24 protein-coding genes and 1 pseudogene are annotated in these 23,681 nt (G+C 73.3%); 11 read left to right on the top strand and 14 right to left on the bottom strand.

Annotated elements, in window-relative coordinates; genetic code table 11:
* Positions 1-5: 5 nt before the first annotated feature.
* From AB0H53_RS16530 to AB0H53_RS16515, 4 genes and pseudogenes are all read right to left on the bottom strand, one after another.
* The gene (locus tag AB0H53_RS16530) at positions 6-1,046 is read right to left on the bottom strand and encodes a BMP family ABC transporter substrate-binding protein (protein ID WP_362112804.1); all 1,041 of its coding nucleotides are present in this window, start codon (positions 1,044-1,046) and stop codon (positions 6-8) included.
* A gap of 332 nt (positions 1,047-1,378) precedes the next feature.
* Entirely contained in the window at positions 1,379-2,707 is a 1,329-nt protein-coding gene (locus AB0H53_RS16525) for an amidohydrolase (RefSeq protein ID WP_362112864.1), read from the bottom strand.
* A 420-nt stretch (positions 2,708-3,127) separates the two neighbouring features.
* Positions 3,128-3,951: pseudogene (locus AB0H53_RS16520) on the bottom strand (MerR family transcriptional regulator); the annotation flags it as partial.
* Positions 3,952-4,026: 75 nt separating this feature from the next.
* A complete protein-coding gene (locus tag AB0H53_RS16515; RefSeq protein ID WP_362112801.1) occupies positions 4,027-5,607 on the bottom strand; it encodes a methylmalonyl-CoA mutase family protein in 1,581 nt (526 codons plus the stop codon).
* 181 nt (positions 5,608-5,788) lie between these two features.
* Here AB0H53_RS16515 and AB0H53_RS16510 point away from each other — a divergent pair, with 181 nt between their 5' ends.
* Complete coding sequence (locus AB0H53_RS16510; RefSeq protein ID WP_362112799.1) at positions 5,789-6,718, top strand: L,D-transpeptidase family protein; 930 nt, start codon at positions 5,789-5,791, stop codon at positions 6,716-6,718.
* A gap of 200 nt (positions 6,719-6,918) precedes the next feature.
* On the opposite strand, the gene AB0H53_RS16505 is transcribed toward AB0H53_RS16510, so the two are convergent.
* From AB0H53_RS16505 to AB0H53_RS16490, 4 genes are all read right to left on the bottom strand, one after another.
* Positions 6,919-8,097 (bottom strand): hypothetical protein, encoded by a 1,179-nt coding sequence (locus tag AB0H53_RS16505; RefSeq protein WP_362112796.1) that lies wholly within the window; start codon positions 8,095-8,097, stop codon positions 6,919-6,921.
* Positions 8,097-8,762: an RNA polymerase sigma factor gene (locus tag AB0H53_RS16500; protein WP_362112861.1), complete on the bottom strand. Its 666-nt coding sequence runs from the start codon at positions 8,760-8,762 to the stop codon at positions 8,097-8,099. Before AB0H53_RS16500 ends, AB0H53_RS16505 begins: the two co-directional genes overlap by 1 nt.
* A gap of 263 nt (positions 8,763-9,025) precedes the next feature.
* Positions 9,026-9,805: a hypothetical protein gene (locus AB0H53_RS16495; RefSeq protein ID WP_362112793.1), complete on the bottom strand. Its 780-nt coding sequence runs from the start codon at positions 9,803-9,805 to the stop codon at positions 9,026-9,028.
* Entirely contained in the window at positions 9,802-10,362 is a 561-nt protein-coding gene (locus AB0H53_RS16490) for an RNA polymerase sigma factor (RefSeq protein ID WP_362112790.1), read from the bottom strand. Before AB0H53_RS16490 ends, AB0H53_RS16495 begins: the two co-directional genes overlap by 4 nt.
* A 751-nt stretch (positions 10,363-11,113) precedes the next feature.
* Between AB0H53_RS16490 and AB0H53_RS16485 the strand changes: the two genes are divergently transcribed.
* Complete coding sequence (locus tag AB0H53_RS16485) at positions 11,114-11,608, top strand: general stress protein (protein WP_362112787.1); 495 nt, start codon at positions 11,114-11,116, stop codon at positions 11,606-11,608.
* A 116-nt stretch (positions 11,609-11,724) separates the two neighbouring features.
* Here AB0H53_RS16485 and AB0H53_RS16480 read toward each other — a convergent pair whose 3' ends face one another.
* The 3 genes from AB0H53_RS16480 to AB0H53_RS16470 all read right to left on the bottom strand — a co-directional run bounded on the left by AB0H53_RS16480 (position 11,725) and on the right by AB0H53_RS16470 (position 14,176).
* Positions 11,725-12,225 (bottom strand): hypothetical protein, encoded by a 501-nt coding sequence (locus AB0H53_RS16480; RefSeq protein ID WP_362112784.1) that lies wholly within the window; start codon positions 12,223-12,225, stop codon positions 11,725-11,727.
* Between the two features lie 166 nt (positions 12,226-12,391).
* Positions 12,392-12,589 carry a hypothetical protein gene (locus AB0H53_RS16475; protein WP_362112781.1) on the bottom strand — a complete coding sequence of 66 codons (198 nt, stop codon included), beginning with the start codon at positions 12,587-12,589 and terminating at the stop codon, positions 12,392-12,394.
* A gap of 12 nt (positions 12,590-12,601) precedes the next feature.
* Positions 12,602-14,176 (bottom strand): glycoside hydrolase family 20 protein, encoded by a 1,575-nt coding sequence (locus tag AB0H53_RS16470; protein ID WP_362112858.1) that lies wholly within the window; start codon positions 14,174-14,176, stop codon positions 12,602-12,604.
* Between the two features lie 337 nt (positions 14,177-14,513).
* Here AB0H53_RS16470 and AB0H53_RS16465 point away from each other — a divergent pair, with 337 nt between their 5' ends.
* The 8 genes from AB0H53_RS16465 (at position 14,514) to AB0H53_RS16430 (ending at position 20,678) form a co-directional block, all read left to right on the top strand.
* Positions 14,514-14,705 (top strand): hypothetical protein, encoded by a 192-nt coding sequence (locus AB0H53_RS16465; RefSeq protein ID WP_362112778.1) that lies wholly within the window; start codon positions 14,514-14,516, stop codon positions 14,703-14,705.
* Between the two features lie 348 nt (positions 14,706-15,053).
* Complete coding sequence (gene sdhC, locus AB0H53_RS16460; RefSeq protein ID WP_362112775.1) at positions 15,054-15,434, top strand: succinate dehydrogenase, cytochrome b556 subunit; 381 nt, start codon at positions 15,054-15,056, stop codon at positions 15,432-15,434.
* An 8-nt stretch (positions 15,435-15,442) separates the two neighbouring features.
* A complete protein-coding gene (locus AB0H53_RS16455) occupies positions 15,443-15,931 on the top strand; it encodes a succinate dehydrogenase hydrophobic membrane anchor subunit (RefSeq protein WP_362112772.1) in 489 nt (162 codons plus the stop codon).
* Between the two features lie 20 nt (positions 15,932-15,951).
* Entirely contained in the window at positions 15,952-17,706 is a 1,755-nt protein-coding gene (sdhA, locus tag AB0H53_RS16450; protein WP_362112769.1) for a succinate dehydrogenase flavoprotein subunit, read from the top strand.
* Positions 17,706-18,464, top strand: a complete 759-nt coding sequence (locus AB0H53_RS16445; RefSeq protein WP_362112766.1) for a succinate dehydrogenase iron-sulfur subunit — start codon at positions 17,706-17,708, stop codon at positions 18,462-18,464. The genes sdhA and AB0H53_RS16445 overlap by 1 nt, the downstream gene beginning before the upstream one ends.
* 106 nt (positions 18,465-18,570) lie before the next feature.
* A complete protein-coding gene (locus tag AB0H53_RS16440) occupies positions 18,571-19,068 on the top strand; it encodes a hypothetical protein (protein WP_362112763.1) in 498 nt (165 codons plus the stop codon).
* A gap of 210 nt (positions 19,069-19,278) precedes the next feature.
* A complete protein-coding gene (locus tag AB0H53_RS16435) occupies positions 19,279-20,469 on the top strand; it encodes a cytochrome P450 (RefSeq protein WP_362112760.1) in 1,191 nt (396 codons plus the stop codon).
* A 14-nt stretch (positions 20,470-20,483) separates the two neighbouring features.
* Positions 20,484-20,678 (top strand): ferredoxin, encoded by a 195-nt coding sequence (locus AB0H53_RS16430; protein WP_362112757.1) that lies wholly within the window; start codon positions 20,484-20,486, stop codon positions 20,676-20,678.
* Between the two features lie 82 nt (positions 20,679-20,760).
* Here the strand turns inward: AB0H53_RS16430 and AB0H53_RS16425 are convergent, their stop codons facing one another.
* Positions 20,761-21,036, bottom strand: coding sequence for a hypothetical protein (locus AB0H53_RS16425; RefSeq protein WP_362112754.1), 276 nt, complete (start codon positions 21,034-21,036; stop codon positions 20,761-20,763).
* Between the two features lie 108 nt (positions 21,037-21,144).
* Here AB0H53_RS16425 and AB0H53_RS16420 point away from each other — a divergent pair, with 108 nt between their 5' ends.
* Positions 21,145-21,939 (top strand): TetR family transcriptional regulator, encoded by a 795-nt coding sequence (locus AB0H53_RS16420; RefSeq protein ID WP_362112751.1) that lies wholly within the window; start codon positions 21,145-21,147, stop codon positions 21,937-21,939.
* Here AB0H53_RS16420 and AB0H53_RS16415 read toward each other — a convergent pair.
* Both AB0H53_RS16415 and AB0H53_RS16410 read right to left on the bottom strand, forming a co-directional pair.
* A complete protein-coding gene (locus AB0H53_RS16415; protein ID WP_362112855.1) occupies positions 21,905-23,344 on the bottom strand; it encodes a metallophosphoesterase in 1,440 nt (479 codons plus the stop codon). The two genes, AB0H53_RS16420 and AB0H53_RS16415, sit on opposite strands and share 35 nt — an antisense overlap.
* A 40-nt stretch (positions 23,345-23,384) precedes the next feature.
* Positions 23,385-23,639, bottom strand: coding sequence for a hypothetical protein (locus AB0H53_RS16410; RefSeq protein ID WP_362112748.1), 255 nt, complete (start codon positions 23,637-23,639; stop codon positions 23,385-23,387).
* Positions 23,640-23,681: the final 42 nt, after the last annotated feature.

The raw sequence follows: 23,681 nt of genomic DNA, 5'->3' as shown, positions 1-23,681 counted from the left end.
GCGTGTCAGAGAGTGGTCCTGACCTTGATCGTGCCGTCGGTGATCTTCTTCTTGGCCTCGTCGAGCTTGGCCTGGACGTCCTTGAGGTGGCCGCCCGTGGTGGTCAGCGAGACACCGTCCTCGGCGAGCGAGTAGGCGTGCGTACCGGTCAGGGGCTTGCCGTCCTTGACGGACTTCGCCAGCTCGAAGACGCCGGTGTCGACGTTCTTGACGACCGAGGTCATGATCGAGGAGGCGTACTTGGACAGGGCCGGGTCCTTGGCCTGGTCCGAGTCGACGCCGATCGCCCAGGTGCCCTTCTTGGCGGCGACGGCCTCGATGGCGCCGGCGCCGGAGCCGCCGGCGGCGGCGAAGACGACGTCGATGCCCTTGTCGAGCATGCCCTTGGCGGCGGCCTTGCCCTTGTCGGGGGAGCCGAAGCCGGACAGGTCGGACCCGGTCGACAGGTACTGGATCTGGACGGAGGCCTTGGGGTCGGTCTCCTTGACGCCCTGCTGGAAGCCGGCGGCGAACTTCTTGATCAGCGGGAGGTCGACACCGCCGATGAAGCCGATCTTGCCGTCCTTCGACTTCAGCGCGGCGGCCACACCGGCGAGGTAGGAACCCTGCTCCTCGGTGAAGACGATCGAGTCGACGTTCTTGTGCTGGGAGACGGAGTCGATGAGGCCGAAGGTGGTCTTCGGGAACTTGGCGGCGACCTTGTCGATCGCGTCCTTGTAGGCGAAGCCGACACCGACGACCGGGTTGTAACCGCCCTCGGCGAGCGAGGCCAGGCGCTGCTCGCGGTCGGCCGGGGTCTCACCGGCCTTGGCGGTCAGCTCCTTGGTGGCGGCGCCCAGCTCGGACTTGGCGCGGTCCAGGCCGCGGGCGGCGGAGTCGTTGAACGAGTTGTCGCCACGGCCACCGACGTCGTACGCCATGCCGATCCGGAGCTCACCCTTGCCGGAGCCCGAAGACTCGGTGGACGACTCGCCGCAGGCGGTGGCAGTGAGAGCGAGGGCCGCGGTCGCGACGGACGCGGCGGCGATCTTGGATACCCGGCGCAAGAGGAGGGTCCCTTCGAGACTGACCGAAAGCGCCTCTTCCGGCGCTGGTTTCGCGGCGATCGTAACGCGCGTAGATGTCAGTTAAAGCCCTGTTCATCAGTCGTTATCGGATCGTCGCGTACCAGCCGGAGCGCGGGCGCTGCGTGGCATGGGCGTCACGAAGCGTACGCGTTCGGGCCGGGCCCGCGGCGGGCGACGCGCACGGTTCCGGCCACCGGGCGCGACCCGTACGGCCGGGTGTGCGACCGGCGGGACGAACGCGGCGCCGGCCGGACGGACCAGGTGGTCCGTCCGGCCGGCGCCCCGCTTGTCAGGTGCGGCGACCCCTCGGGTCACGTCAGGTGCGGCGGCTCCAGCAGCGCCGAGCGGGGAGCCTCCGCCCCGTCGTGGGCGCCCTCCGGCCGGGCGGGCTCGCGCAGGGATGCGTCCCGGGCGGGCTCGCGCAGGGAGGCGTCCATCAGGGCGGCGGCCGTGAAGAGCTCCACGCCCACCTGGATCGCCGACTCGTCCACGTCGAAGTCGCCCCGGTGCAGGTCGCGCTTGACCGGGTCGCCGGGGCGGCGGACCCCCAGCCGGGCCATCGCGCCCGGCACGTGCTCCAGGTACCAGGAGAAGTCCTCGCCGCCCAGGCTCTGCTCGGTGTCCTCGATGGCGTGGACGCCCCGGCGCTCGGCCATCGCGCCGTGCAGCAGCTCGGTGACGGCCGCGTCGTTGACCACCGGGGGGACGCCCCGGACGTACTCGATCTGGGACTTGGCGCCGTGCAGCGTGGCCACCTCGTCGATGGCCGCGTACACCTGGTCGGGGGCGTCGCGCCAGGCCGCCAGGTCCAGGCAGCGGATGGTGCCGCCGAGCTCGGCGTGCTGCGGGATGACGTTGGGGGCGTGCCCGGCCTCGATGCGGCCCCAGGTCAGGACCAGCCCGGAGCGGGCGTCGACCCGCCGGGCCAGCAGCGCGGGCACGTCGGTGGCCACCCGGGCGACGGCGGTGACCAGGTCGGTGGTCAGGTGCGGGCGGGCGGTGTGGCCGCCGGGCCCGTCGAGGGTGACCTCCATCCGGTCGCAGGCGGAGGTGATCGGCCCGGTGCGCAGGCCGATCCGGCCGGCGTCCACGCGCGGGTCGCAGTGCACCGCGATGATCCTCCCGACACCCTCCAGCACTCCGGCCTCGATGGCGTCGACGGCGCCGCCGGGCAGCACCTCCTCGGCGGGCTGGAAGATCAGCCGCACGGCGTTGGGCAGCAGGCCCCGCCGTTCGAGGTCGGCGAGGACCAGTCCCGCGCCCAGGGCACAGGTGGTGTGCACGTCGTGTCCGCAGGCGTGCGCCCGGTCGGGCACCGTCGAGCGGTACGGGACGTCCGTCTTGGTGTCCGGGATGGGCAGCGCGTCGATGTCGGCGCGGATGGCCAGCATGGGCCGTACCCCGTCCCAGCCGCCGATGTCGCAGATGAGCCCCGTGCCACCGGGCAGCACCCGGGGGCGCAGCCCGGCCGCCTCCAGGCGGGTCCTGAGCGCGGCGGTGGTACGAAACTCCTGGTGACCGAGCTCGGGGTGCATGTGGAGGTCCCGGCGGAACGCGATCAGCTCGGCGCGCAGCGACTCGGGCAGCGTACCGAGGAGGGGAGTTTCGCCGGGAACGTCGGTTTCGGGGTCGCGGGACATCAACTTGTTCACCCCTGAAAGGGTAGGCGCGTTTCACCCTCAACTAACGTGTGATCTACAAAACTTCAGCCCCATAGGGGAAAGAAACCGCCGCGCGCCGGGCTTGAACGCGGGTTGAAGTGGGTAACTTCACGTGATTGTCACCTGGCCATGGGCCTGGCGTACCGATCGCGTGACGGCCGTCAGCCGGGCGCGAGTCACCGGGAACCGAGGGCGCCCCGCGGGCGCGGAACGCCCTCCTCGCCCTCTCAGCCCACCCCTTTCCGGCCATCGGCGGCCGATCCGGCCACGGGCGGGCGACCGGAGCGGCGCTCGGGTCCGCCGTGATCCGGGTGATCGGCGTGACTGGCGTGACGCTCGGGCCCTACGTGACTGGCGTGACCGGCGTGACGCTCGGGCCCTACGTGACCGGGGGACCGGCGTGATCGGCTCCTGGAGTTCGGTCACCCACCGCGTACGGTCCTCGGGGCACTCCCGGTACACCTCGCGGGCGTGGCCGGCGGAACGGTGGCCGCCCTCGTCGATCCAGGCGGCGAGCGTCTGGACGGCGGGCAGCACCTGGTCCATGGGGCCCCGGTGGACGACGGTGGCCGCCCGCTCGATGCCCGGGAGCTCCACGAACCGCACGCCCGGCGCGCCGCCGGCTCCCGCCGGGACGGTCGTCCCGGCGTGGACGACGACGGAGCCGTCACCCGCCGGGGCGTCCTCGTAGTGGGCGACGGCCGGGCCCGACGGACGGATCCCGGCGGCCTCCAGCCGGGCGCACAGCTCCTCGTACAGCGGTGCGATCACCGCGCCGATGTCGGCCGGGCCGAGGCGCGGCGGTGCCGGTCAGCTCGGCCGGCCGCACCGCCGGCACGCTCCTGAGCACGACGTCCTGCGTGGACATGTGTCCCTCGCTCTCGATGACGCGGAGCCTCGCCCGGACCCGTGCCGGCCGGTCCGCCGCCTCGGCCATGGCCGTCTCCAGCTCGGCCTGGCGCAGCCGGAGCATCCCGCGCAGCTCCTCGGGCCCGACCCGCCGGTCGAGGACCGTCCGCACCTGGTCGAGGGTGAATCCGAGCTCCTTGAGCGCGATGATCCGGTTGAGCCGTGCGAGTTGAGCGGCCTGGTAGTGCCTGGTAGTGGCGGTAGCCGCTGGACGGGTCGACGCGGGCGGGGCGCGGCAGTCCGACGGCGTCGTAGTGGCGCGGCATGCGGACCGACACCCGGCCGTGTCGGGCGAAGTCTCCCATGGTGAACATGACGACTCCTACGACACGGCCTCACACGGCGTCAGGGTCAAGCGGCGGTCACCACGGCCGCGGCGGTCGCGGCGGTCAGAAGGCGTCCGTGGGGACGTAGGTGCCCCAGACCTCCCGCAGGGCGTTGCAGACCTCGCCGACGGTGGCGCGGGCGCGCAGGGCGTCCTTCATGGGGTACAGGACGTTGTCGGTGCCCTCGGCGGCCTTCTTCAGCTCCGCCAGCGCCGAGTCGACGGCGCTCTGGTCGCGCTCGGCGCGCAGGGCGGCCAGCCGTTCGGCCTGCTGCTGCTCGATCGCCGGGTCCACGCGCAGCGGCTCGTACGGCTCCTCCTCCTCCAGGGTGTAGCGGTTGACGCCGACCACGACCCGCTCGCCGGAGTCGGTCTCCTGGGCGATGCGGTAGGCCGACCGCTCGATCTCGTTCTTCTGGAAGCCGCGCTCGATGGCCGCCACCGCGCCGCCGAGGTCCTCCACCTTGGTCATCAGCTCCAGCGCGGCGGCCTCCACGTCGTCGGTCATCCGCTCGACGACGTACGAGCCGGCGAACGGGTCGACGGTGGCGGTGACGTCGGTCTCGTAGGCCAGGACCTGCTGGGTGCGCAGGGCCAGGCGGGCGGACTTGTCCGTGGGGAGGGCGATGGCCTCGTCGAAGGAGTTGGTGTGCAGCGACTGCGTACCGCCCAGCACGGCCGCCAGGCCCTGCACGGCCACGCGCACCAGGTTGACCTCGGGCTGCTGGGCGGTCAGCTGCACCCCGGCGGTCTGGGTGTGGAACCGGAGCATCAGCGACTTGGGGTTCTTCGCCCCGAACTCCTCACGCATCACCCGGGCCCAGATGCGGCGGGCGGCGCGGAACTTCGCCACCTCCTCCAGGATGGTGGTGCGGGCGACGAAGAAGAACGACAGGCGCGGGGCGAAGTCGTCCACGTCCATCCCGGCCGCGACGGCGGTGCGGACGTACTCGATGCCGTCGGCCAGGGTGAAGGCGATCTCCTGCGCGGGCGACGCCCCGGCCTCGGCCATGTGGTAACCGGAGATCGAGATGGTGTTCCACTTGGGGATCTCGGCCTTGCAGTACTTGAAGATGTCCGCGATCAGGCGCAGCGACGGCTTGGGCGGGAAGATGTACGTCCCGCGGGCGATGTACTCCTTGAGCACGTCGTTCTGGATGGTGCCGGTCAGCTTGTCCGCCGGGACGCCCTGCTCCTCACCGACGAGTTGGTAGAGCAGGAGCAGCAGCGCGGCCGGGGCGTTGATGGTCATCGAGGTGGAGACCTTGTCCAGCGGGATGCCGCCGAACAGCACCCGCATGTCGTCGATCGAGTCGATCGCGACACCCACCTTGCCGACCTCGCCGTGCGCGATGGCCGCGTCGCTGTCGTGGCCCATCTGGGTGGGCAGGTCGAAGGCGACCGACAGGCCCATCGTGCCGTTCGCGATGAGCTGCTTGTACCGGGCGTTGGACTCCACGGCCGTGCCGAAACCGGCGTACTGCCGCATCGTCCACGGCCTGCCGGTGTACATCGACGGGTACACACCGCGCGTGAAGGGGTACGAGCCCGGCTCGCCCAGCTTCTCCGCCGGGTCCCAATCCGCCAGGGCGTCCGGTCCGTACACCGGCTCGATAGGCAGTCCCGACTCCGACTCGCGCGCCATGTGCTGTGCCTTCCGATAGACCTACTCGCTGGTACCGACCCTCGCGACGGACTGTAGCGGCGGCCGTGCGGCCGGTGGAGAGCCGCACGCTGGGACCTTCCTCACAGCATGCGTCGTGGTGCGGAACCAAGCACGCCTGGGAAGCATCTCCGGGTACAGCACATCCGTCCCGGGGGGTCCGATGCACCGCATGTCCGTCGTACGAAGAGCACTGCCGGCCGTCGCCGCCGTCGCGCTGGCCACCGGCTGCACGGCCCACGCCGTGGGCGCCGGCGCGCCAACGCGCGCGGCGGGCCCGTCGGCGTCCGCCGACGCCGAGCCGTCCGCCTCGGCGACGGCGGATCCGGCGGCCCCGGCGACCGGGTCCGCGTCGCCCTCCGCCGCGGAATCCGCCCCGGATCCCGCGGCGGATCCCGAGTCCGCGTCCGCGTCCGTTTCCGAGTCGGCTTTCCCGTCGGACTCCGCTCCGGCGCCGGGTGCGAAGGCGCTGATGGCGGAGGGCACGGAGAGCGAGCAGGTGCGCGAGTTGCAGGCACGGCTGCGGCAGCTCGGCCACTTCCACCGCGGCCCGACGGCCTTCTACGGCTCGATGACCGCGAAGGCCGTCTCCGCCTTCCAGCGCAAGCACGCCCTGCCCGTCACCGGCGAGGTGGACGGGCCGACCTGGCGGAAGCTGACCGCGGTGACGCGCACTCCGACCGCGGGTGAGCTGCGTCCGCCGACCAGCAACGAGCTCGACAAGCCCGACCCGCGCTGTATGACGGGCCGGGTGCTGTGCGTCAGCAAGGAGAGCCGGACCCTCGCCTGGATGATCGACGGCAAGGTGGTCTCGGCGATGGACGTCCGCTTCGGCTCGGAGAACACCCCGACCCGCGAGGGCACCTTCAAGGTGGACCGCAAGGAACGGGAGTGGGAGTCGACGATCTACCACACGCCCATGCCGTACGCGATGTTCTTCAGCGGTGGCCAGGCGGTGCACTACTCGTCGGACTTCGCGGCCCGCGGCTACGCCGGCGCCTCGCACGGCTGCGTCAACGTCCGGGACAAGGGGAGGATCGCGGCGCTCTTCGACCAGGTGAGGACCGGCGACAAGGTCGTCGTCCACTGGTAGGCGCGGCGGCGGAGGAGAGTGGCGCGGGCGGGACCGGGGGAACGTGTCCCGCCCGCGCCAGATGCGCTGAGCCGTAGGTACGGGGGGAACCCCGGCTCTTCGCGCTGCCGATGACCAGTCGGCTCACTCAGTACTGCGTCACCGGTCGAAAAAACGTCACACCTCTGCGGAAGAATTTTTCGCAGCGCGGATCGGACGGGTCAGCGGACCAGCCCGGCGGGCGCCACCGAGGCGGGCGCGGCGGGCCGGATCGCGGTCCGGGAGACGGCCGGGGCCGCGCCGTGCGGGACGACCCGGCCGGCCGTGCCGTTGCCCTTGGCGCCCTGCTCCTTGCCGCCGGTGACCTGGCCGGCCGCGCCCTTGCCGCCCGCGCCCCGGTCACCGGTGCCGTTGCCGCCGGTGCCCTTGCCGCCGCCGGATCCGCCGGTGCCCGGTCCCCCGGCCGCGCCGCCGGCCCCGGTGGCATCGCCGGCGCCCCCGGGCTGCGGCAGCCCGGCGCCGGCCAGCAGCTTGTCGCAGAACCGCTTCACCTTGTCGCCGCCCCTGGCCGCCGACTCCAGCCGCCGCCTGCGGTCGCCCTCGATGGTGCCCTCGCGGTGGTCGGAGCAGGCCTGGACGGCCCACGTGTACCAGGTGGCCTGGTCGTCCCGGTCCTCGTCCCCGCCGCCACCCGCGCCGGTGCCACCGCCACCCGCTCCCGCGGAAACGTTGTCACCGCCCGCGCCGGGCCGCGCCGGCTCCGGGGTACCCGGGCCGAAGGTGCCGCCGTCCGGGCCGGAACCGGGGCGCGACGGCGCCGACGGCGGCGTACCGCCGGGACCGGCGGGCGTGCCGGAGCGGGCCGGACCGCCCGGCGTGGCGGAACGGTGCCCGCCGTTCGGCTCGCGCGAGACCAGCGGCCCCGGGGTGACGTCACCCGAGGCGGTGGCCGTGGGCTGGGGTTCCGGGTCGCCACCGAAGGCCGGCAGCACGCCCGTGCCGGCGGCGACGGCCACACCGCCGACCGCGAGTCCGGCGAGCGAGACGGCCAGGCCCCAGCGCGCGGGCCGGGCCCACCGCACCTGGCGGGGGCGCGGCTTGATGCGTACCGCCCCGAGGTCGGCGCCGGAGGTCGCCACCGCGGGCCGTGCCCCGCTCCCGCCGGCCCGGGCGTCCCTGGTGCCACGCGCCTCGCGCGCCTCCCGGAAGGCCGTCAGGGCCGCTTCCTCACCGGGCAGCTCGCCGCCCGTGAGGGGGTGGGGCGCGCGTACCGCCTCCAGCGCCTCCGTGAGGCGCCGGGCCTGCTCCCGCGCATGATCGTCGGCCGCGTCGACCGGTTCACCGCGCAGCAGTCGCTCCGCCGCGTCCTGGTCGAGCCATTCGTCCCGCTCGTCGGCCATCACATGTCCTTCTGCGTCCGCGAGCGCCAATGCGTCACACCGCTCGGGGCCGCGGAGGCCTCCCTCGGCGTGGGCTGCGGCGGTACGGCGCCCAGCGCTCCCGCCATCGTCGCATCCTCCGTACCCAGCAGCTCCGCGAGCTTCTTGAGCCCGCGGTGCGCGGCCGTGCGGACGGCTCCGGGCCGCTTGCCGAGCGTCTTGGCGGCGCTCTTGGCGTCCAGTCCGACGACGACCCGCAGGATGACGGCCTCGGCCTGGTCCTGCGGCAGCTGGGCGATCAGGTGCATGGTGCGGCCGGTGGCCAGGGCCTCCATGGCCTGGTCCGCGGTGTCGGACTCGGCCGGTTTGTCGGTGAGCTCGCTCTCGTCGCCGCCCACGGCGGGCCGCCGGCCCCGCATCCGCAGGTGGTCGAGGGCGCGATTGCGGGCGATCCGGGCCGCCCAGCCCCGGAAGCGGTCGGCGTCGCCGCTGAACCGGTCCAGGTCCCTCGCTATCTGGAGCCAGGACTCGGAGGCGACGTCCTCGGCCTCGGCCTCGCCGACCAGCGTGCGTATGTAGCCGAGGAGCCGCGGATGCACGGCGCGGTACACAGTTCGGAACGCGTTCTCGTCCCCGCCCTGCGCCGCGACCACCGCGGCGGTCAGCTCCGCGTCGTCCCCCAGCACTCCCACAACCTGTTCGTCATCGCGGCTGGTCATCGCCGCCGCGCCGCCCGGCGCGAAGCAGCACGCTACGTCCTCTTCCGGTGCCGCGTCCACGCTTTGTACAACCTGCAACATCACACTGACACAGCGAGGTGTGACAGAAAACGCACCCTCGGCGCTGATAGGAGTACGGGGCCGTCCTGCGGACCCGTGGACGACGGCCGGGGCCTCTCCTGTGGGGGGTGGCGGCCCCGGTCGTCCTCCTTCCGCCGCGGCTGCCGCCGTCACGGCCCGCCGCCCTTCGCGTCCGCTCCGGCGCCCGCGCGTCCGCCGTCCCGTCCTCGGGCGTCGTTCGCCGGCCGGCCGGAATCCCCGGTGGCCGTACCGGCGCCGCCCGTGCCACCGGCACCTTCCGCACCCCCCGTACCGGTACCGGCTCCGCTGCCACCCGCCGCGCCCGCGCCCGTATCGGTGCCCGCACCGCCCTGCCGCGTACCCGCTGCCGCGCCGGCGGCGTCCTCTCCCTCGCCGGGCCGTGGCAGCTCCGCCGACGGCCGGTGCGCGGGCGCGCCGGATCCACCCGGTTTCCCGGCCGGCCCGCCGGGCCCGGGCGCGCTCGCCCGGTCCGCCGGGTCCGGCAGGTCCGCGGGAACCGCCGTGGGGCCGGGCTCCGGCTCGGCGCGGGGGGTCGCCCGGGGCGGGTGCGGCGCCGGACCGGGCGCCGCCGGGGCCCCGGGGCCGGGTGTCACCCCGCCGTCGCGGCCGTCGCCGCCGAACGGCGACCCGATCGCCCCGGTGCCGGCCGCCACGGCGACGCCGCCCAGCAGAGCGGTCGCCGCCAGTCCGAGGGCCGCGGCCCGTGCCGGCCGCCCGCGCCGCGCGGGGCCCGGCCGCCAGTCGTCGCGCCGCCGGCTCTTCCGCAGCGCGTGGGCGCCCTGGTCGCGCGCCGCCCGGAAGGCCGCGACCGCCCGTTCCTCGCCCGCCGGGTCGGCGGTCTCCTCGCCGCGCACGACGGCGGCCAGCAGTGCCGCCGTGTCCAGCGGCTCTCGCGGTTCCCGTCTCATCCCCTCGCTCCGCCCTGCGCCAGTAGCCGGGCGAGTCGCTTCAGCCCCCGGTGGGCGGCCCTGCGGACCGCTCCGGGCCGTTTGCCCAGCACCCGCGCGGTCGCGGGCGCGTCGAGCCCCACGACCACCCGCAGCAGCACCACCTCGGCCTGCTCGCGCGGCAGCAAGCGGATCAGGGCCAGGGCCTGCTCGGCCGACAGGGACTCCAGCGCCGCGACGGCGGTGTCCTCGCCGCCCGGCACGTCCAGTACGTCGTGTTCGATGTGCGCGCCACGGGGGCCCCGCCGCCGCTCGCGCAGGTGGTCCAGCGCCCGGTGCCGGGCGATGGCCGCGGTCCACCCGCGGAACCCGGCGCCGTCACCGCGGAACCGCCCCAGGTCGCGGGCGATCTCCAGCCACGCGCCGGCGGCCACGTCCTCGGCGTCCTCCCCGACCAGGCCGCGCAGGTATCCCAGCAGCCCCGGGTGGACCAGCCGGTACGCCCTGGCGAAGGCGTCCTCGTCCCCGCGCTGGGCACGCTCGACGGCAGCGCCGAGCTCCGCGTCGTACGCGCCCACACTTCCCTCTTCGTGCCGCCGGCTGTCGCCCCCTCCTCCCTCTGCGTGCGGGCGCCGGTAAATGTCACAGCGGCGGGGCACCGCCGGCGCCGCCGCGCGGGGTCACCCGCGGCGTCCGTGGCCGGAGTCGCGGGGCGGTTGCCGGGTCGTTCGTACGGGCATCCGCCCGGCCGCGCGCCTCCAGCGACCGGTGGGCCCGCACGCCGGCCGGCGACGGCCAGGGCGGCTGGGCGCCGCAGGCGTGCGGCAGCGGCCGGGACAACGGGGAGGGCGGGCCGCCGCCCGCCGCGGTCCGGCGGTCGCCGGTGCGGCTGGCCGGGCGGCAGTCCCGTCCCGCCGTGGGGGGCCGAGCCCCCGGTCCGCGTCCGGCGTCCGCCGGGGTGAGCGGCCGGATCGCCCCGCCGCGCCGGTGCCGCGCCGGACGGCGGTGCGGGCAGGGCGGGCAGTACGGGCGGTGCGGGCGGTGCGGGCAGTACGGGCAGTACGGGCGGTGCGGGCAGTGCGGCCGTCCGGCGGAGGGGAGCGGTACCAGCCGGCGCCGTGGCCGGCCCCGAGAATGTTCGGCCACGGCGCCGCCGGGTCCGGCCGCGGGTGCGGCGGGACCGGACACCTCGCGTCCAGCCGCCCGGCCGGCGGTCGACCTCCGCCGTCCGGGGGACTCCCGGCAGGCGTGAACGGCGGTGGAGCGGTCAGATGTCCTTGCGACGAATGATCAGGCGCAGTTCGCGAGGATCCGAGGGAGAGACCGGACATGTCCCAGATCGAGCCCGAGCCGCTCAATCCCATCAGTGTCGCCTGGAACACCGTGGCGAGCTACGCGTCCTACGAGGAGGCCCAGGCCGCGGTCGACCGGCTCTCCGACGAGCACTTCCCCGTCGAGAACATCGACATCATCGGCTCCGACCTGCGCCTGGTCGAGCATGTCACCGGACGGCTCACCAAGGGCCGGGCCGCGGCCGCCGGAGCCGCCAGCGGCGCCTGGTTCGGCCTCCTGGTCGGCCTGCTCGTCGGCATGTTCACCCCGGGGCCGGCCTGGCTCGGGCTGATCCTGGGCGGTGTCCTCATCGGCGCCGTGTGGGGCGCGGTCTTCGGCTTCGTGGGGCACGCGGCGACCGGCGGCCGGCGGGACTTCTCGTCCACGCGCAGCCTGGTCGCCTCCACGTACGACGTCATCGCCCGCGGTGGCCACGCCGACCGGGCCCGCGCCATCCTCCAGCAGCCCGCGGGCACGCCGCCGGTCCAGTAGCCGGCCGCGTGCCGCGGTGCCGTGCCGCCGCCCGTCACGCGCACGGCTCCCCGGAGGCCCGGCCGGGAGGGCCGCGCCGCCGGCCCCGGCCGCGCTCCGGTGCGGCCCGCCCGCGATCAGGCTCCGCGCGCCCGACGTGAGACCACCGCCAGCAGCACCCGCCGACCCTGGGCCGAGACGTCCCGCACCGGCCGCAGCCCGCCGGGCGCCCCGTCGGCGAGCAGGTCGAGCACCCGTGCCTGGCGCCGCCGCTCACCGCTCAGCAACGCCTGGCCGCCGAGCCTCTCGTGCAGGTCCAGGGCGGTGCGCGAGCACTCCTCCGCCCAGCCGCGCAGCGCCGCCGCGTCCCACGAGGAGGGGGCCCCGGCCAGCATCCGCCGCACCTGCCCCGCCTCCTCCGGCACGGGGCCGCCGCCCGGTTCCAGCGCCGCTCGGGCACCGGCCAGCCGGCCGGCCCAGTCGGTCCCCTCCTCGGCGAGCCCGCACCACAACGGGTGCAGGACGTCCTCACCGGGCGGGTCCAGCAGGGGCAGGCAGCGGTCGAGGCAGGCCAGCGCGGCGGCGGCGAGCCCCCGGGCGTCGGCCCGCGCGAGCAGGTCTTCCAGGCTTGGGCTCATGGACGTCTCCCGTCGCTGACGCGGTACGTCCCTTACTGCGCCAGGTGGCCGGAAACCGTCACTGGTACGGCTTGTTCCCGTCGTCGCGCCCTCGCGCCGCCGACCGGGTGGCAGGTGCGGGCCCCGTCACGCGGCCGGCCGGCGGACCCTGCCCGCCCCGCCCGGCCTACTCGTCCTCGTCGTTCTCGCGGGCGGAGGCCTGCCCGGACCGGCTCGGGGTGAGCGAGTCGGCCGCCTCACCGTCGTGCTCGGTCGCCGCGCCGTCGTCGAGGCGCAGTTCGGCCTCCTCGAACTCGTCCAGCAGCTCCTCCCGGGCCGTGCTCGGTCGCGCTCCGGTCCCGTCCTCACGCCTGTCGGTCGTCATACCCGCTCCTTCCTAGCCGTTCAGCCTGTCCGCCAGCGCGGTGAACCCCGACCAGCTCATGGCCGGCTTGCCCGGGTGCCACAGCTTCTGGGACAGGGCGTTCAACGGCATACGGATGCCCCGGGCCACCTGTTCGGATGTCTGGGCACCGGCCAGGTCGCACCAGACGGCGAAACTGGCCCCCTGGATCTGGTCCGCGTACCGCTCGGGGACCGGCCGGGTGCCGCGCACCACCAGCGGGGTCCACTCCTGGTAGATGCGGCGGCCGGTGGGATAGGTGAACCGGTTGGGCTCACCGAGCACGTAGTAGAGGTACTCGTCGTTGTAGTTGACCATCTTGCGGCCCCCGGCCAGGTACTCCTCCGGTGGCCGCGCCCCGATCTCCTTGCCCGTCCAGTACGCGACCTCGATGTCCTTGGCGACGCTCACCACACCGCCCCGGAAGAACCCGTCGTTCCACGCCTTGAGCCGCTTGCCGGTGGGCCGCACCACCGCCGCGCGGTCGTTCAGCCAACTGGTCGCCAGGTCCTGGACGCGGGCACCGGGGCCGTGCTTGCGACGCGCCTCGGCCGCCAGCCCCGGGTAGGACGCCTCGGGGTCGCGGGCCATCAGCGCCTGGTACTCGTCGGCGCCCAGGTGCCAGTACGAGCCGGGGAAGAGGCCCGCGTACTCGCGCAGCAGGTCGTCGACGATCCGCGCCGCCCGCGGGTCGGCGATGTCGACCGCGCCGCGCGCCACCCGGCCCTGGGCGTTGGTCAGCCGGAGCGAGGGATGGGCGGCGATCACCGCCCCCAGGTGCCCCGGCGAGTCGATCTCCGGGACGACCTGGATGTGCAGGCTCCGCGCCAGCGCGACGACGCGCCGCACCTCGTCCTTGGTGAGGTGCTGCCGCGAGACCACCTCGGGGTGGGAGGACGACTCGATGCGGAACGCCTGGTCGTCGGAGAAGTGCAGCCCGAGCTGGTTGAGCTTGAGGTCGGCCATCTCGCGCAGCCGTGCCTCGATCCACGCCGCGTCGAAGTGCTTGCGGGCGATGTCGAGCATCAGCCCGCGCTGGGGCTTGGCCGGCCGGTCCCGGACGACGCCCTCGGGCACCGCCCCACCCGAGCGCAGCGCCTGTTTGACCGTGCGGGTGCCGTAGAAGACACCCGCCTGGTCGGGGCCGGATATCCGTACCCGGTTGTCCCGCACGGTGAGGTGGTAGGACTCGGCGCCACCCGCCTGGGCGCTGTCCAGCGCCAGTTCCACATCGCCCGGGCGGGCCGCGGCCTCGCCCCGGTAGCCGGTCCTCAGCTCCCTGGCGAGCAGCCGGGCCTCGTCGGCCAGGGCCGCGCTGCCCTTGGCGAGGACGACCGCGCTGGTGCTGCCGGGCCGCCAGCCCGGACCCCGGGCTGGTTCGTGCTCGCGGACGGCCGGGATGGTGCGGGGCGCGGCGGAGAGCGGGTGACTCCGGGTCGGCGTGGGGGTGGGCGTGGGCGTCGCGGTGGGCGTGGGCGTCGGGGCCCGGTACCCCTCCGTCGCCGGTGCGCTGCCGGCGGGGGCGCCGGCGCCGTTGGTGCAGCCGACGGCGGTGGCGGACAGCGCCATCACCGCCGCGAGCAGGGCTCTGCTGGTATGCCGGATCACGCGCTCAACCTCCTCCGCAGCCCCGAGTACGTCCTTCACCTGTACTGAAACTCTCTCTTCCGGGTGAACTTCCCGCATCTCTGGTACAGCACCCACTCACCGGGGGTGACAAAATGCCCCTCACCTCCCCTCTTTCCTCACGACTTCTCCGCCGTCCCGTGTCCCTCGCCGGGGAACCCGCGCTGCCCAGCGCGTCACCGGGCGCTCGCCGCCGCCGGCGGCGCCCCGCGAACCGCCGGGCCGCCCGGCTCGGCCCGGTGCCGCCGCCGGTGGGCCGGGCGGTGGCCGCCCACCGCCCGTGCCCCACGGGGTCGCGCCGCCGGCCGGCGCCGACGGGGCCGGCCACGACCTGTCCCTCGCCGAGCCGGACGAGGCGCCGGGGGGCGGGACGTTCCCCGAGCCGCCGCCCGGGACGCCGCCGGCCGCCCGCTTCGCGCTCAGCGCCGCCCCCCAGGCCGGAGAGTCCCCCGGCGCGCCTCCCGCCCCGTGATCCGCCGGGGCGGCCACCGGCCCCGCGGGCGCCTCCATCAGGTGCCGGCGGACGCCCACCGCCGGACGGACGGCGGGCCGGGCGCGGAGCGGGCCCCCGCCGCCGACGGGCCGCGGCGACTCGCCCGCGCCCGGCTGGCCCGACTTATGGCGGAATGGAGTGGAATGTCGCACCGAGGGGTAGGCCGTACGTGCTCGTTTGATTGCCTGTTTGATCACACCTGCCGACCCCGCGCGAGGGAACCGACATCTCGTCGCTACGATGACCGGGGCCGGTGGACCGTACCCGGCCGGGTCCGACCGACAGAGAAGCCGGCCGACCCCAAATCCGCTCCCGGAGGGTTTTTCCGTGCCGGCTGGAACGCTGTACCGCGGCCGGGAAGGCATGTGGTCGTGGGTGGCTCATCGAGTCACCGGCGTCCTCATCTTCTTCTTCCTGTTCGTACACGTACTGGACACTGCCCTCGTCCGTGTCTCCCCCGAGGCGTACGACGAGGTCGTCGCCACCTACAAGACGCCGCTGGTCGCACTGCTGGAATACGGCCTCGTCGCGGCCATCCTCTTCCACGCGCTCAACGGCCTTCGAGTGATCGCCGTGGACTTCTGGTCCAAGGGCACCCGCTACCAGAAGCACATGCTCTGGACCGTGATGGCGGTCTGGTTCGTGCTGATGGTGGGCGCGCTGTACCCCGTCCTCGGCCACGCCGTACGTGAAGTGTTCGGGAGCTGACGCCAGAGATGTCCACTGACACCACCACTTCCGCGATCGGTCCCGTCGAGGGCGGCGAGCCCGTGCGTCTCTACGACGTCGACAACCCCGCCCCCCTCATCGAGCCGCCCCGCAAGCGGACCAAGCGGACCCCCAGGTCGTCCCGCGGCAACTTCGAGATGGCCGCGTGGCTCTTCATGCGCCTGTCCGGTGTGGTCCTCGTCGTCCTCGTCATCGGCCACCTGCTGATCCAGCTCGTGCTGGACGGCGGCGTCTCCAAGATCGGCTTCGCCTTCGTGGCGGGCCGCTGGGCGTCCCCGTTCTGGCAGGTCTGGGACCTGCTGATGCTGTGGCTGGCGATGCTGCACGGCGCCAACGGCCTGCGTACCGTCATCAACGACTACGCCGAGCGGCCGAACACGCGCCTGTGGCTCAAGGGCCTGCTGTACACCGCCACGGTGTTCACCATCCTTCTGGGCACGCTGGTGATCTTCACCTTCGACCCGAACATCCGCTAAAGCCGGGGCTGACGAGACCAATGAAGATCCACAAGTACGACACCGTCATCGTCGGCGCCGGTGGCGCGGGCATGCGCGCGGCCATCGAGGCCACCAAGCGCAGCCGTACCGCCGTGCTGACGAAGCTCTACCCGACCCGCTCCCACACGGGCGCCGCGCAGGGCGGCATGGCCGCGGCGCTGGCCAACGTGGAGGAGGACAACTGGGAGTGGCACACCTTCGACACGGTCAAGGGCGGTGACTACCTGGTCGACCAGGACGCCGCCGAGATCCTGGCGAAGGAGGCCATCGACGCCGTCCTCGACCTGGAGAAGATGGGCCTGCCGTTCAACCGGACCCCGGACGGCACCATCGACCAGCGCCGCTTCGGCGGCCACTCCCGCAACCACGGCGAGGCGCCGGTGCGCCGGTCCTGCTACGCCGCGGACCGCACCGGCCACATGATCCTCCAGACGCTGTACCAGAACTGCGTCAAGGAGGGCGTGGAGTTCTTCAACGAGTTCTACGTCCTGGACCAGCTCATCACCGAGGTCGACGGCGTCCGCAAGTCGGCCGGTGTGGTCGCCTTCGAGCTGGCCACCGGTGAGATCCACGTCTTCCAGGCGAAGGCCGTGATCTACGCGTCCGGCGGCACCGGCAAGTTCTTCAAGGTGACCTCCAACGCGCACACCCTGACGGGTGACGGCCAGGCCGCCTGCTACCGGCGCGGCCTGCCGCTGGAGGACATGGAGTTCTTCCAGTTCCACCCGACGGGCATCTGGCGCATGGGCATCCTGCTGACGGAGGGCGCCCGCGGTGAGGGCGGCATCCTCCGCAACAAGGACGGCGAGCGCTTCATGGAGAAGTACGCGCCGGTCATGAAGGACCTCGCCTCGCGCGACGTCGTCTCCCGCTCCATCTACACGGAGATCCGCGAGGGCCGCGGCTGCGGTCCCGAGGGGGACCACGTCTACCTGGACCTGACCCACCTGCCGCCGGAGCAGCTCGACGCCAAGCTCCCGGACATCACCGAGTTCGCGCGTACGTACCTGGGCATCGAGCCCTACACGGACCCGATCCCGATCCAGCCCACCGCGCACTACGCCATGGGCGGCATCCCGACCAACGTCATGGGTGAGGTCCTCGCGGACAACACCACGGTCGTCCCGGGCCTGTACGCCGCCGGTGAGGTCGCCTGCGTCTCGGTGCACGGCGCCAACCGCCTGGGCACCAACTCGCTGCTGGACATCAACGTCTTCGGCAAGCGGGCCGGTATCGCCGCCGCCGAGTACTCGGCCACCAACGACTACGTCGAGCTGCCGGACGACCCCGAGGCGTTCGTCCGCGAGCAGGTCGAGCGGCTGACGAGCTCCACCGGCACCGAGCGGGTCTCGGTGCTCCGCCGTGAGCTGCAGGAGACGATGGACGCCAACGTGATGGTGTTCCGCACCGAGCAGACGATCAAGACCGCGGTGGAGAAGATCGCGGAGCTGCGCGAGCGGTACCTGAACGTGTCCATCCAGGACAAGGGCAAGCGGTTCAACACGGACCTGCTGGAGGCCATCGAGCTGGGCAACCTGCTCGACCTGGCCGAGGTCATGGCCGTCTCGGCGCTGGCCCGCAAGGAGTCCCGGGGCGGTCACTACCGCGAGGACTACCCCAACCGCGACGACGTCAACTTCATGCGCCACACCATGGCGTACCGCGAGGTCGGCGCCGACGGCACCGAGACCGTCCGTCTCGACTACAAGCCGGTCGTCCAGACCCGCTACCAGCCGATGGAGCGTAAGTACTGATGGCTACCCCCGTACTGGAAAAGGCCGAGGCGGGCTTCGCCGACTCGCCGTACATCACGGTCACCCTCCGGATCCGCCGCTTCAACCCGGAGATCTCCGACGAGGCGCAGTGGCAGGACTTCCAGATCGAGATCGATCCCAAGGAGCGGGTGCTCGACGCCCTCCACAAGATCAAGTGGGACGTCGACGGCTCGCTGACCTTCCGCCGCTCCTGCGCGCACGGCATCTGCGGTTCGGACGCCATGCGGATCAACGGCAAGAACAGGCTCGCCTGCAAGACGCTGATCAAGGACATCAACCCCGAGAAGCCCATCACGGTCGAGGCCATCAAGGGCCTGACGGTCCTCAAGGACCTGGTCGTGGACATGGAGCCGTTCTTCCAGGCGTACCGCGACGTGATGCCCTTCCTCATCACCAAGGGCAACGAGCCGACGCGGGAGCGGCTGCAGTCGGCCGAGGACCGCGAGCGGTTCGACGACACCACCAAGTGCATCCTGTGCGCCGCGTGCACCTCGTCCTGCCCGGTGTTCTGGAACGACGGGCAGTACTTCGGCCCGGCGGCCATCGTCAACGCGCACCGCTTCATCTTCGACTCGCGTGACGAGGCCGGGGAGCAGCGGCTGGAGATCCTCAACGACAAGGACGGCGTGTGGCGCTGCCGCACCACGTTCAACTGCACCGAGGCCTGCCCGCGCGGCATCGAGATCACCAAGGCGATCCAGGAAGTCAAGCGCGCCCTGATCACGCGCCGCTACTGAACCTCCCGCGCTCGCCGCTGACGCACCGTCCGAAGGCCCGTTTCTGTACGCTCACCCGTACAGGAACGGGCCTTTGGCCATCGTGCGCAGCAGTGAGGACGGGGACATGAGCGAGCCGAATCCGTACGCGGACGGGGAGTACCAGTGGGGTCCGGCTCAGCCTCCGGGGGCTCCCGGGGCTCCGGGCTACGGGTACCCGGCGGCAGGGCCCGGGTACGGCTACCCGCCGGAGTACCCCGTGATGCCCTACGGCGGCGGGGGGGCGCCGTTGGTGTCGATCGGTGACATCACCGTGCTGTCGGACTCCATCGTGACGCCGTCGGGAACCATGCCGCTCAAGGGCGCCGTGTGGAACGCCACCGACATGTCGCGTACGGAGGAGAAGATCCCCACGCACGCCATCGTGCTGGCGGTGGTCTTCGCCGTCTTCTGCTTGCTGGGGCTGCTGTTCCTGTTGATGAAGGAGAAGACGACGACCGGGTTCATCCAGGTCACCGTCACCAGCGGCGGCCGTCACCACTCGACCATGATCCCGGCGACCGGGCCCCAGACGTTCCCGATGGTGATGGGCCAGCTCAACTACGCGCGCTCGCTGAGCGCGTAGCGGAGAGCCCCGGCGGCCGCCCCCGGCGGGGTGGGCGGAGGGACGGGGCGACTCGGGTCGAGGCGGCCGGCTCCGGGTCAACGGTGGCGCGGCGAATCCCGTCCTTCCAGCGGTTTGGCCGAACTACGCATGGACCACGTGTGTGTGCGGGGCATGTAGTGGAGATCGGCACGTCCCATTCCGCGCCGATCCTTCGCCTGTGAGGCCACCATGACGGAAGCCGTCGCGTTCCCCCAGGACCGCACCTGCCCCTACCACCCGCCCACCGCGTACGAGCCGCTGCGCCAGGACCGGCCGCTGTCCCGCGTCACCCTGTGGGACGGCCGCTCGGTGTGGGTCGTCACCGGGCACGCGGTCGCCCGCCGGCTCCTGTCCGACCAGCGGCTGTCGACGGACACCACCAACGAGGCGTTCCCCTTCCCCACCCAGCGGTTCGCCGAGGTGCGGCCACGCCGCCGGGTGGCCCTCCTGGGCGTGGACGACCCCGAGCACAACGCGCAGCGGCGGATGCTCATCCCCAGCTTCAGCCTCAAGCGGATCGCCGACCTGCGGCCCCGGATCCAGCGGACCGTGGACGAGCTGCTGGACGCGATGATCGCCCAGGGGCCGCCCGCCGAGCTGGTGAACGACTTCGCCCTGCCGGTGCCGTCCATCGTGATCTGCGACCTGCTCGGGGTGCCCTACACCGACCATGACTTCTTCGAGGAGCAGTCGCGCCGGCTGCTGCGCGGGCCCGCCGCGGCCGACTCCCAGGACGCCCGCGACCAGTTGGAGGGGTACTTCGGCGAACTGGTTGAGCGCAAACAGGACAAGCCCGGGGACGGTCTGCTGGACGAGCTGATCGCCCGCCGGCTGGCGGAGGGCCGGCTCGACCGGCAGGAACTGGTCGAGCTGGCCACCATCCTGCTCGTGGCGGGCCACGAGACCACGGCCAACATGATCTCGCTGGGCACCTTCACCCTGCTCCAGCACCCCGAACGGCTCGCCGAGCTGAGAGCCGAGCCGGCGCTGATGGGGGCCGCGGTGGAGGAGCTGCTGCGGTTCCTGTCGATCGCCGACGGGATGCTGCGGGTCGCGCTGGCGGACATCGAGGTGGCGGGCGAGGTGATCCGCCGGGACGAGGGCGTCGTCTTCTCCACGTCGGTCATCAACCGCGACGCGGGCTACTTCACCGAGCCGGATGTGCTCGACTGGCACCGCTCGATGCGCCATCATGTCGCCTTCGGTTTCGGTATCCACCAGTGCCTGGGGCAGAACCTGGCGCGGGCGGAGATGGAGATCGCCCTGGCCACGCTCTTCGCCCGGCTGCCGGGGCTGCGGCTCGCCGCGCCCGCCGAGGAGATCCCGTTCAAGCCGGGCGACACGATCCAGGGGATGCTCGAACTCCCCGTGACCTGGTGAGGGGACCGCCGAACATGCGGATCTCGATCGACAAGGACCTGTGCATCGGCGCGGGGCAGTGCGCGCTGACCGAGCCGGGGGTGTTCACCCAGGACGACGACGGCTTCGGCGCGCTGCTGGCCGGCCGGGAGGACGGCGCGGGCAGCCCGCTGGTACGGGAGGCGGCCCGCGCCTGCCCGGTGCAGGCGATCTCGGTGCGGGAGAGCTGACGGGTTCGGGCCGTGTCGTCACCGTGCCGTCCGCCCGCCCGTCCGCCCCTCGCCACCCGGGCCGCCCCGCCCGGGGGCGACGCTACGGTGCGGGCACTCTCCTCAGCGCCCGTCCGAGGAATCCGGTCAGCGGTGCGGTGACCCCCGACGGGCGTTCCAGGCCCGGCAGATGACCGGCCCAGTCCAGTTCCACGTGGCGGGCGTCCGGAAGCCGGGCGGCCAGGCGGGCGGCGGCCTCCCGGAAGTCCGGCAGGTCGCGCGCGCCGGAGACGGCGAGGCAGGGTGCCCGGACGGCGGCGAGGTCCAGCGGGCCCGGAGTGCAGGAGTACGACCACGGGCCCGTCGCCGGGCACGTCATGAGAGAGCGTCACCCGGCCGACGGTAGGCCCGGCGGGCCCCGGCCGCCTCACCTTTTCCCGGCGGCGGGTGCCAGGGGGGCCGCGTCCCCCGATTAGGCTCGGGCAGCGTGAAGGACGACGTCAAGGCCGGCGGTGTGCGGCCCAAGAGCGAGCAGACCCGCACCCTCATCCTGGAAACCGCTCTCCGGCTCTTCCAGGAGCGCGGTTACGACCGGACGACGATGCGGGCCATCGCCCAGGAGGCGGGCGTCTCCGTCGGCAACGCGTACTACTACTTCTCCTCCAAGGAGCACCTGGTCCAGGGCTTCTACGACCGGATCGCCGCCGAGCACGAGGCGGCGGTCCGGCCCGTGCTGGCGGGCGGCCCCGACCTCGCCGCGCGGATCCGGGGCACCCTGCTGACCTGGCTGGACGTGGCGGAGCCGTACCACCGCTTCGCGGCCCAGTTCTTCAAGAACGCCGCCGATCCCGAGAGTCCGCTCAGCCCCTTCTCCCCCGAGTCGGTGGCGGCGCGCGAGGCCGCCGTCTCCGTGCACGAGCGGGTGCTCTCCGGCTCGGACACCAAAACCGCCCCCGAACTGCGGGAGCTGCTACCGCATCTGATGTGGCTGATGCAGATGGGTCTGGTGCTGTTCTGGGTGTACGACCGCTCGGAGGGCGCCGAGCGCAGCCGCCGCCTGGTCGAGCGGACGGCGCCCATCGCGGCGCGGGCCGTCGCGCTGTCCCGTTACCGGGTGCTCAGGCCCTTGGTGCGGCAGGTGCACGAGGTGCTGGCGGAGTTCCTGCCCGGCGCGGTGGCGGCGAAGGCGCCGAGGCCGGAGGCGGAAGGGGCGGAAGCGGAGGCCCCGAAGACGGAGGGGCGGCCCGCTACGCCTGCCGGGAGGCCAGCTCCACGACCGTGATGTCCGACGGCGCGCCCACCCGGACCGGCGGCCCCCAGGCGCCCGCGCCCCGCGACACGTAGAGCTGGGTGTCCCCGTACCGTTCGAGTCCGGCGACGGTCGGGTTGGCGAGCTCCGCGAGGTGATTGCCGGGCCAGAGCTGGCCGCCGTGCGTGTGGCCGGAGAGCTGGAGGTCCACCCCGTGCCGTACGGCGTCGTGGACGACGACCGGCTGGTGGGCCAGCAGCACGGCGGCCCGTGCCCGGTCCCGGTCGCCGAGCGCGGCCACGAAGTCCGGGCCGTCGCCCTCGCTCCGCCCGGCCACGTCGTTGACGCCTGCCAGGTCGAATCCGGCCATCTCGACGCGCTGGTTGCGCAGCGGGCGCAGGCCCAGCTCGGAGACGTGCTCGACCCACTGCTCGGCACCGGAGAAGTACTCGTGGTTGCCGGTCACGAAGAACGTCCCGTGCCGGGCCCGCAACCGGGCGAGCGGCTCGGCCGCCCGACCCAGGTTCTCGACGGTGCCGTCGACGAGGTCACCGACGACGGCCACCAGATCCGGCTGGGTGGCGTTGATGGTGTCCACGATGCGCTGCGTGTGGGCGCGCCCGAGGATGGGTCCGATGTGGATGTCGCTGACGACCGCGATCCGGTACCCGTGCGCGCCCCGCGCCAGCTTGGCGAGCGGCACGGTGACCCGCTTGACCCGGGGCCCGCGCAGGACGCCGTGCGCCCCGTACCCGACGGTGCCCACGGCAGCGGCGGCGGCCGCCCCGCCGACGACCCGCGAGACGAACAGCCGGCGGGAGACCTGGCCGGCGGCCGTGCCGAAGGACGATCCGCACGGCGCGTCGGACGGCACTTCGGAGGCTCCGGAGGCGGCGTCGGCCGGCCCGGGCCCGTCGGGTACGGGAGCGCCCGGTGCCGATCCGCCGGACGCGCCACGGCCGGGCGCGGGGGCGGCCGGTACCGGAGTGGGGGCCGCCGGGGCCGTGGGCGCCGGAGCGGGACGCCGCCCGGCCCCGGACGTCACCGCGCCGTCCTCCCCACGGGCGGGCACCGCTCGGGTTGCAGCCGGGCCGGCGGGCCCCGCACCCGCGCCCCCGTCCGCCGTCGCCTCCCGCCGGTCGACCGGTCGGCGGACCGGCCGGCGGAGCAGCAGGGGGCGTATCGCCTCGCCGGCCACCAGGGCCAGCACCAGGTACAGCAGCAGAGCCAGCCAGAGGAATCCCGGCCAGGCCAGGGTCTGCTGGAGCCAGAACGGCGCGCCCGCCCGGCCGGCCGTCAGCGCGCCGAGCGACAGCAGGGGCAGTACGATCATCGCCACCGTGCCCGCCCGTCGCGCCGGCCCGCCGGGGACGGTCACATCGCGCACCAGTCGTCGCCAGACGTACCAGTGCACCGCCGTCAGCAGGGCGACGATCATGATGATCACGAGCAGAGCGACGACCACGGCCCGGTGCCCCTTATCCCCGGGATCCGCGTTCGCGGCGCAGGGCGCGCACGCCACGCAACCCGATGACGCCCACCACCGTCCCCAAGACAAAGGACGTAATGGCGAGCAGCAGATGGACCCAGAAGTACCCGGTCGGGTCGCCCGCGTCGTCGAAGGCGAGACCGCTCGCGTCGTTCCACAGGTTCTTGACAAAGGTGATCCAGATGAACCAGCTCCACACCCCGAAAGCGAGCAGGAACCAGGAGGCGGGGCGGCTGAGCTTCATGGCTTCAGTATCGCCGCCGCCCCCGGGGCGGCTCGCGCGGGG

It is taken from the genome of Streptomyces sp. NPDC050856, from assembly GCF_040653855.1.
Classification (GTDB): Bacteria; Actinomycetota; Actinomycetes; order Streptomycetales; family Streptomycetaceae; genus Streptomyces.
Note: the sequence above shows the minus strand (reverse complement) of the source record. Positions and strands in the feature narration are given on the sequence as shown.

Coding starts and splice junctions, on each gene's coding strand:
- AB0H53_RS16435 (WP_362112760.1), top strand. CDS start 19,279: ATGACGGAAGCCGTCGCGTTCCCCCAGGACCGCACCTGCCCCTACCAC.
- AB0H53_RS16455 (WP_362112772.1), top strand. CDS start 15,443: ATGTCCACTGACACCACCACTTCCGCGATCGGTCCCGTCGAGGGCGGC.
- AB0H53_RS16515 (WP_362112801.1), bottom strand. CDS start 5,607: ATGGCGCGCGAGTCGGAGTCGGGACTGCCTATCGAGCCGGTGTACGGA.
- AB0H53_RS16430 (WP_362112757.1), top strand. CDS start 20,484: ATGCGGATCTCGATCGACAAGGACCTGTGCATCGGCGCGGGGCAGTGC.
- AB0H53_RS16415 (WP_362112855.1), bottom strand. CDS start 23,344: ATGATCGTCGCCCTGCTGACGGCGGTGCACTGGTACGTCTGGCGACGA.
- AB0H53_RS16470 (WP_362112858.1), bottom strand. CDS start 14,176: ATGGCGCTGTCCGCCACCGCCGTCGGCTGCACCAACGGCGCCGGCGCC.
- AB0H53_RS16410 (WP_362112748.1), bottom strand. CDS start 23,639: ATGAAGCTCAGCCGCCCCGCCTCCTGGTTCCTGCTCGCTTTCGGGGTG.
- AB0H53_RS16440 (WP_362112763.1), top strand. CDS start 18,571: ATGAGCGAGCCGAATCCGTACGCGGACGGGGAGTACCAGTGGGGTCCG.
- AB0H53_RS16485 (WP_362112787.1), top strand. CDS start 11,114: ATGTCCCAGATCGAGCCCGAGCCGCTCAATCCCATCAGTGTCGCCTGG.
- AB0H53_RS16495 (WP_362112793.1), bottom strand. CDS start 9,805: ATGAGACGGGAACCGCGAGAGCCGCTGGACACGGCGGCACTGCTGGCC.
- AB0H53_RS16445 (WP_362112766.1), top strand. CDS start 17,706: ATGGCTACCCCCGTACTGGAAAAGGCCGAGGCGGGCTTCGCCGACTCG.
- sdhA (WP_362112769.1), top strand. CDS start 15,952: ATGAAGATCCACAAGTACGACACCGTCATCGTCGGCGCCGGTGGCGCG.
- AB0H53_RS16505 (WP_362112796.1), bottom strand. CDS start 8,097: ATGGCCGACGAGCGGGACGAATGGCTCGACCAGGACGCGGCGGAGCGA.
- AB0H53_RS16480 (WP_362112784.1), bottom strand. CDS start 12,225: ATGAGCCCAAGCCTGGAAGACCTGCTCGCGCGGGCCGACGCCCGGGGG.
- AB0H53_RS16425 (WP_362112754.1), bottom strand. CDS start 21,036: ATGACGTGCCCGGCGACGGGCCCGTGGTCGTACTCCTGCACTCCGGGC.
- AB0H53_RS16525 (WP_362112864.1), bottom strand. CDS start 2,707: ATGTCCCGCGACCCCGAAACCGACGTTCCCGGCGAAACTCCCCTCCTC.
- AB0H53_RS16475 (WP_362112781.1), bottom strand. CDS start 12,589: ATGACGACCGACAGGCGTGAGGACGGGACCGGAGCGCGACCGAGCACG.
- AB0H53_RS16510 (WP_362112799.1), top strand. CDS start 5,789: ATGCACCGCATGTCCGTCGTACGAAGAGCACTGCCGGCCGTCGCCGCC.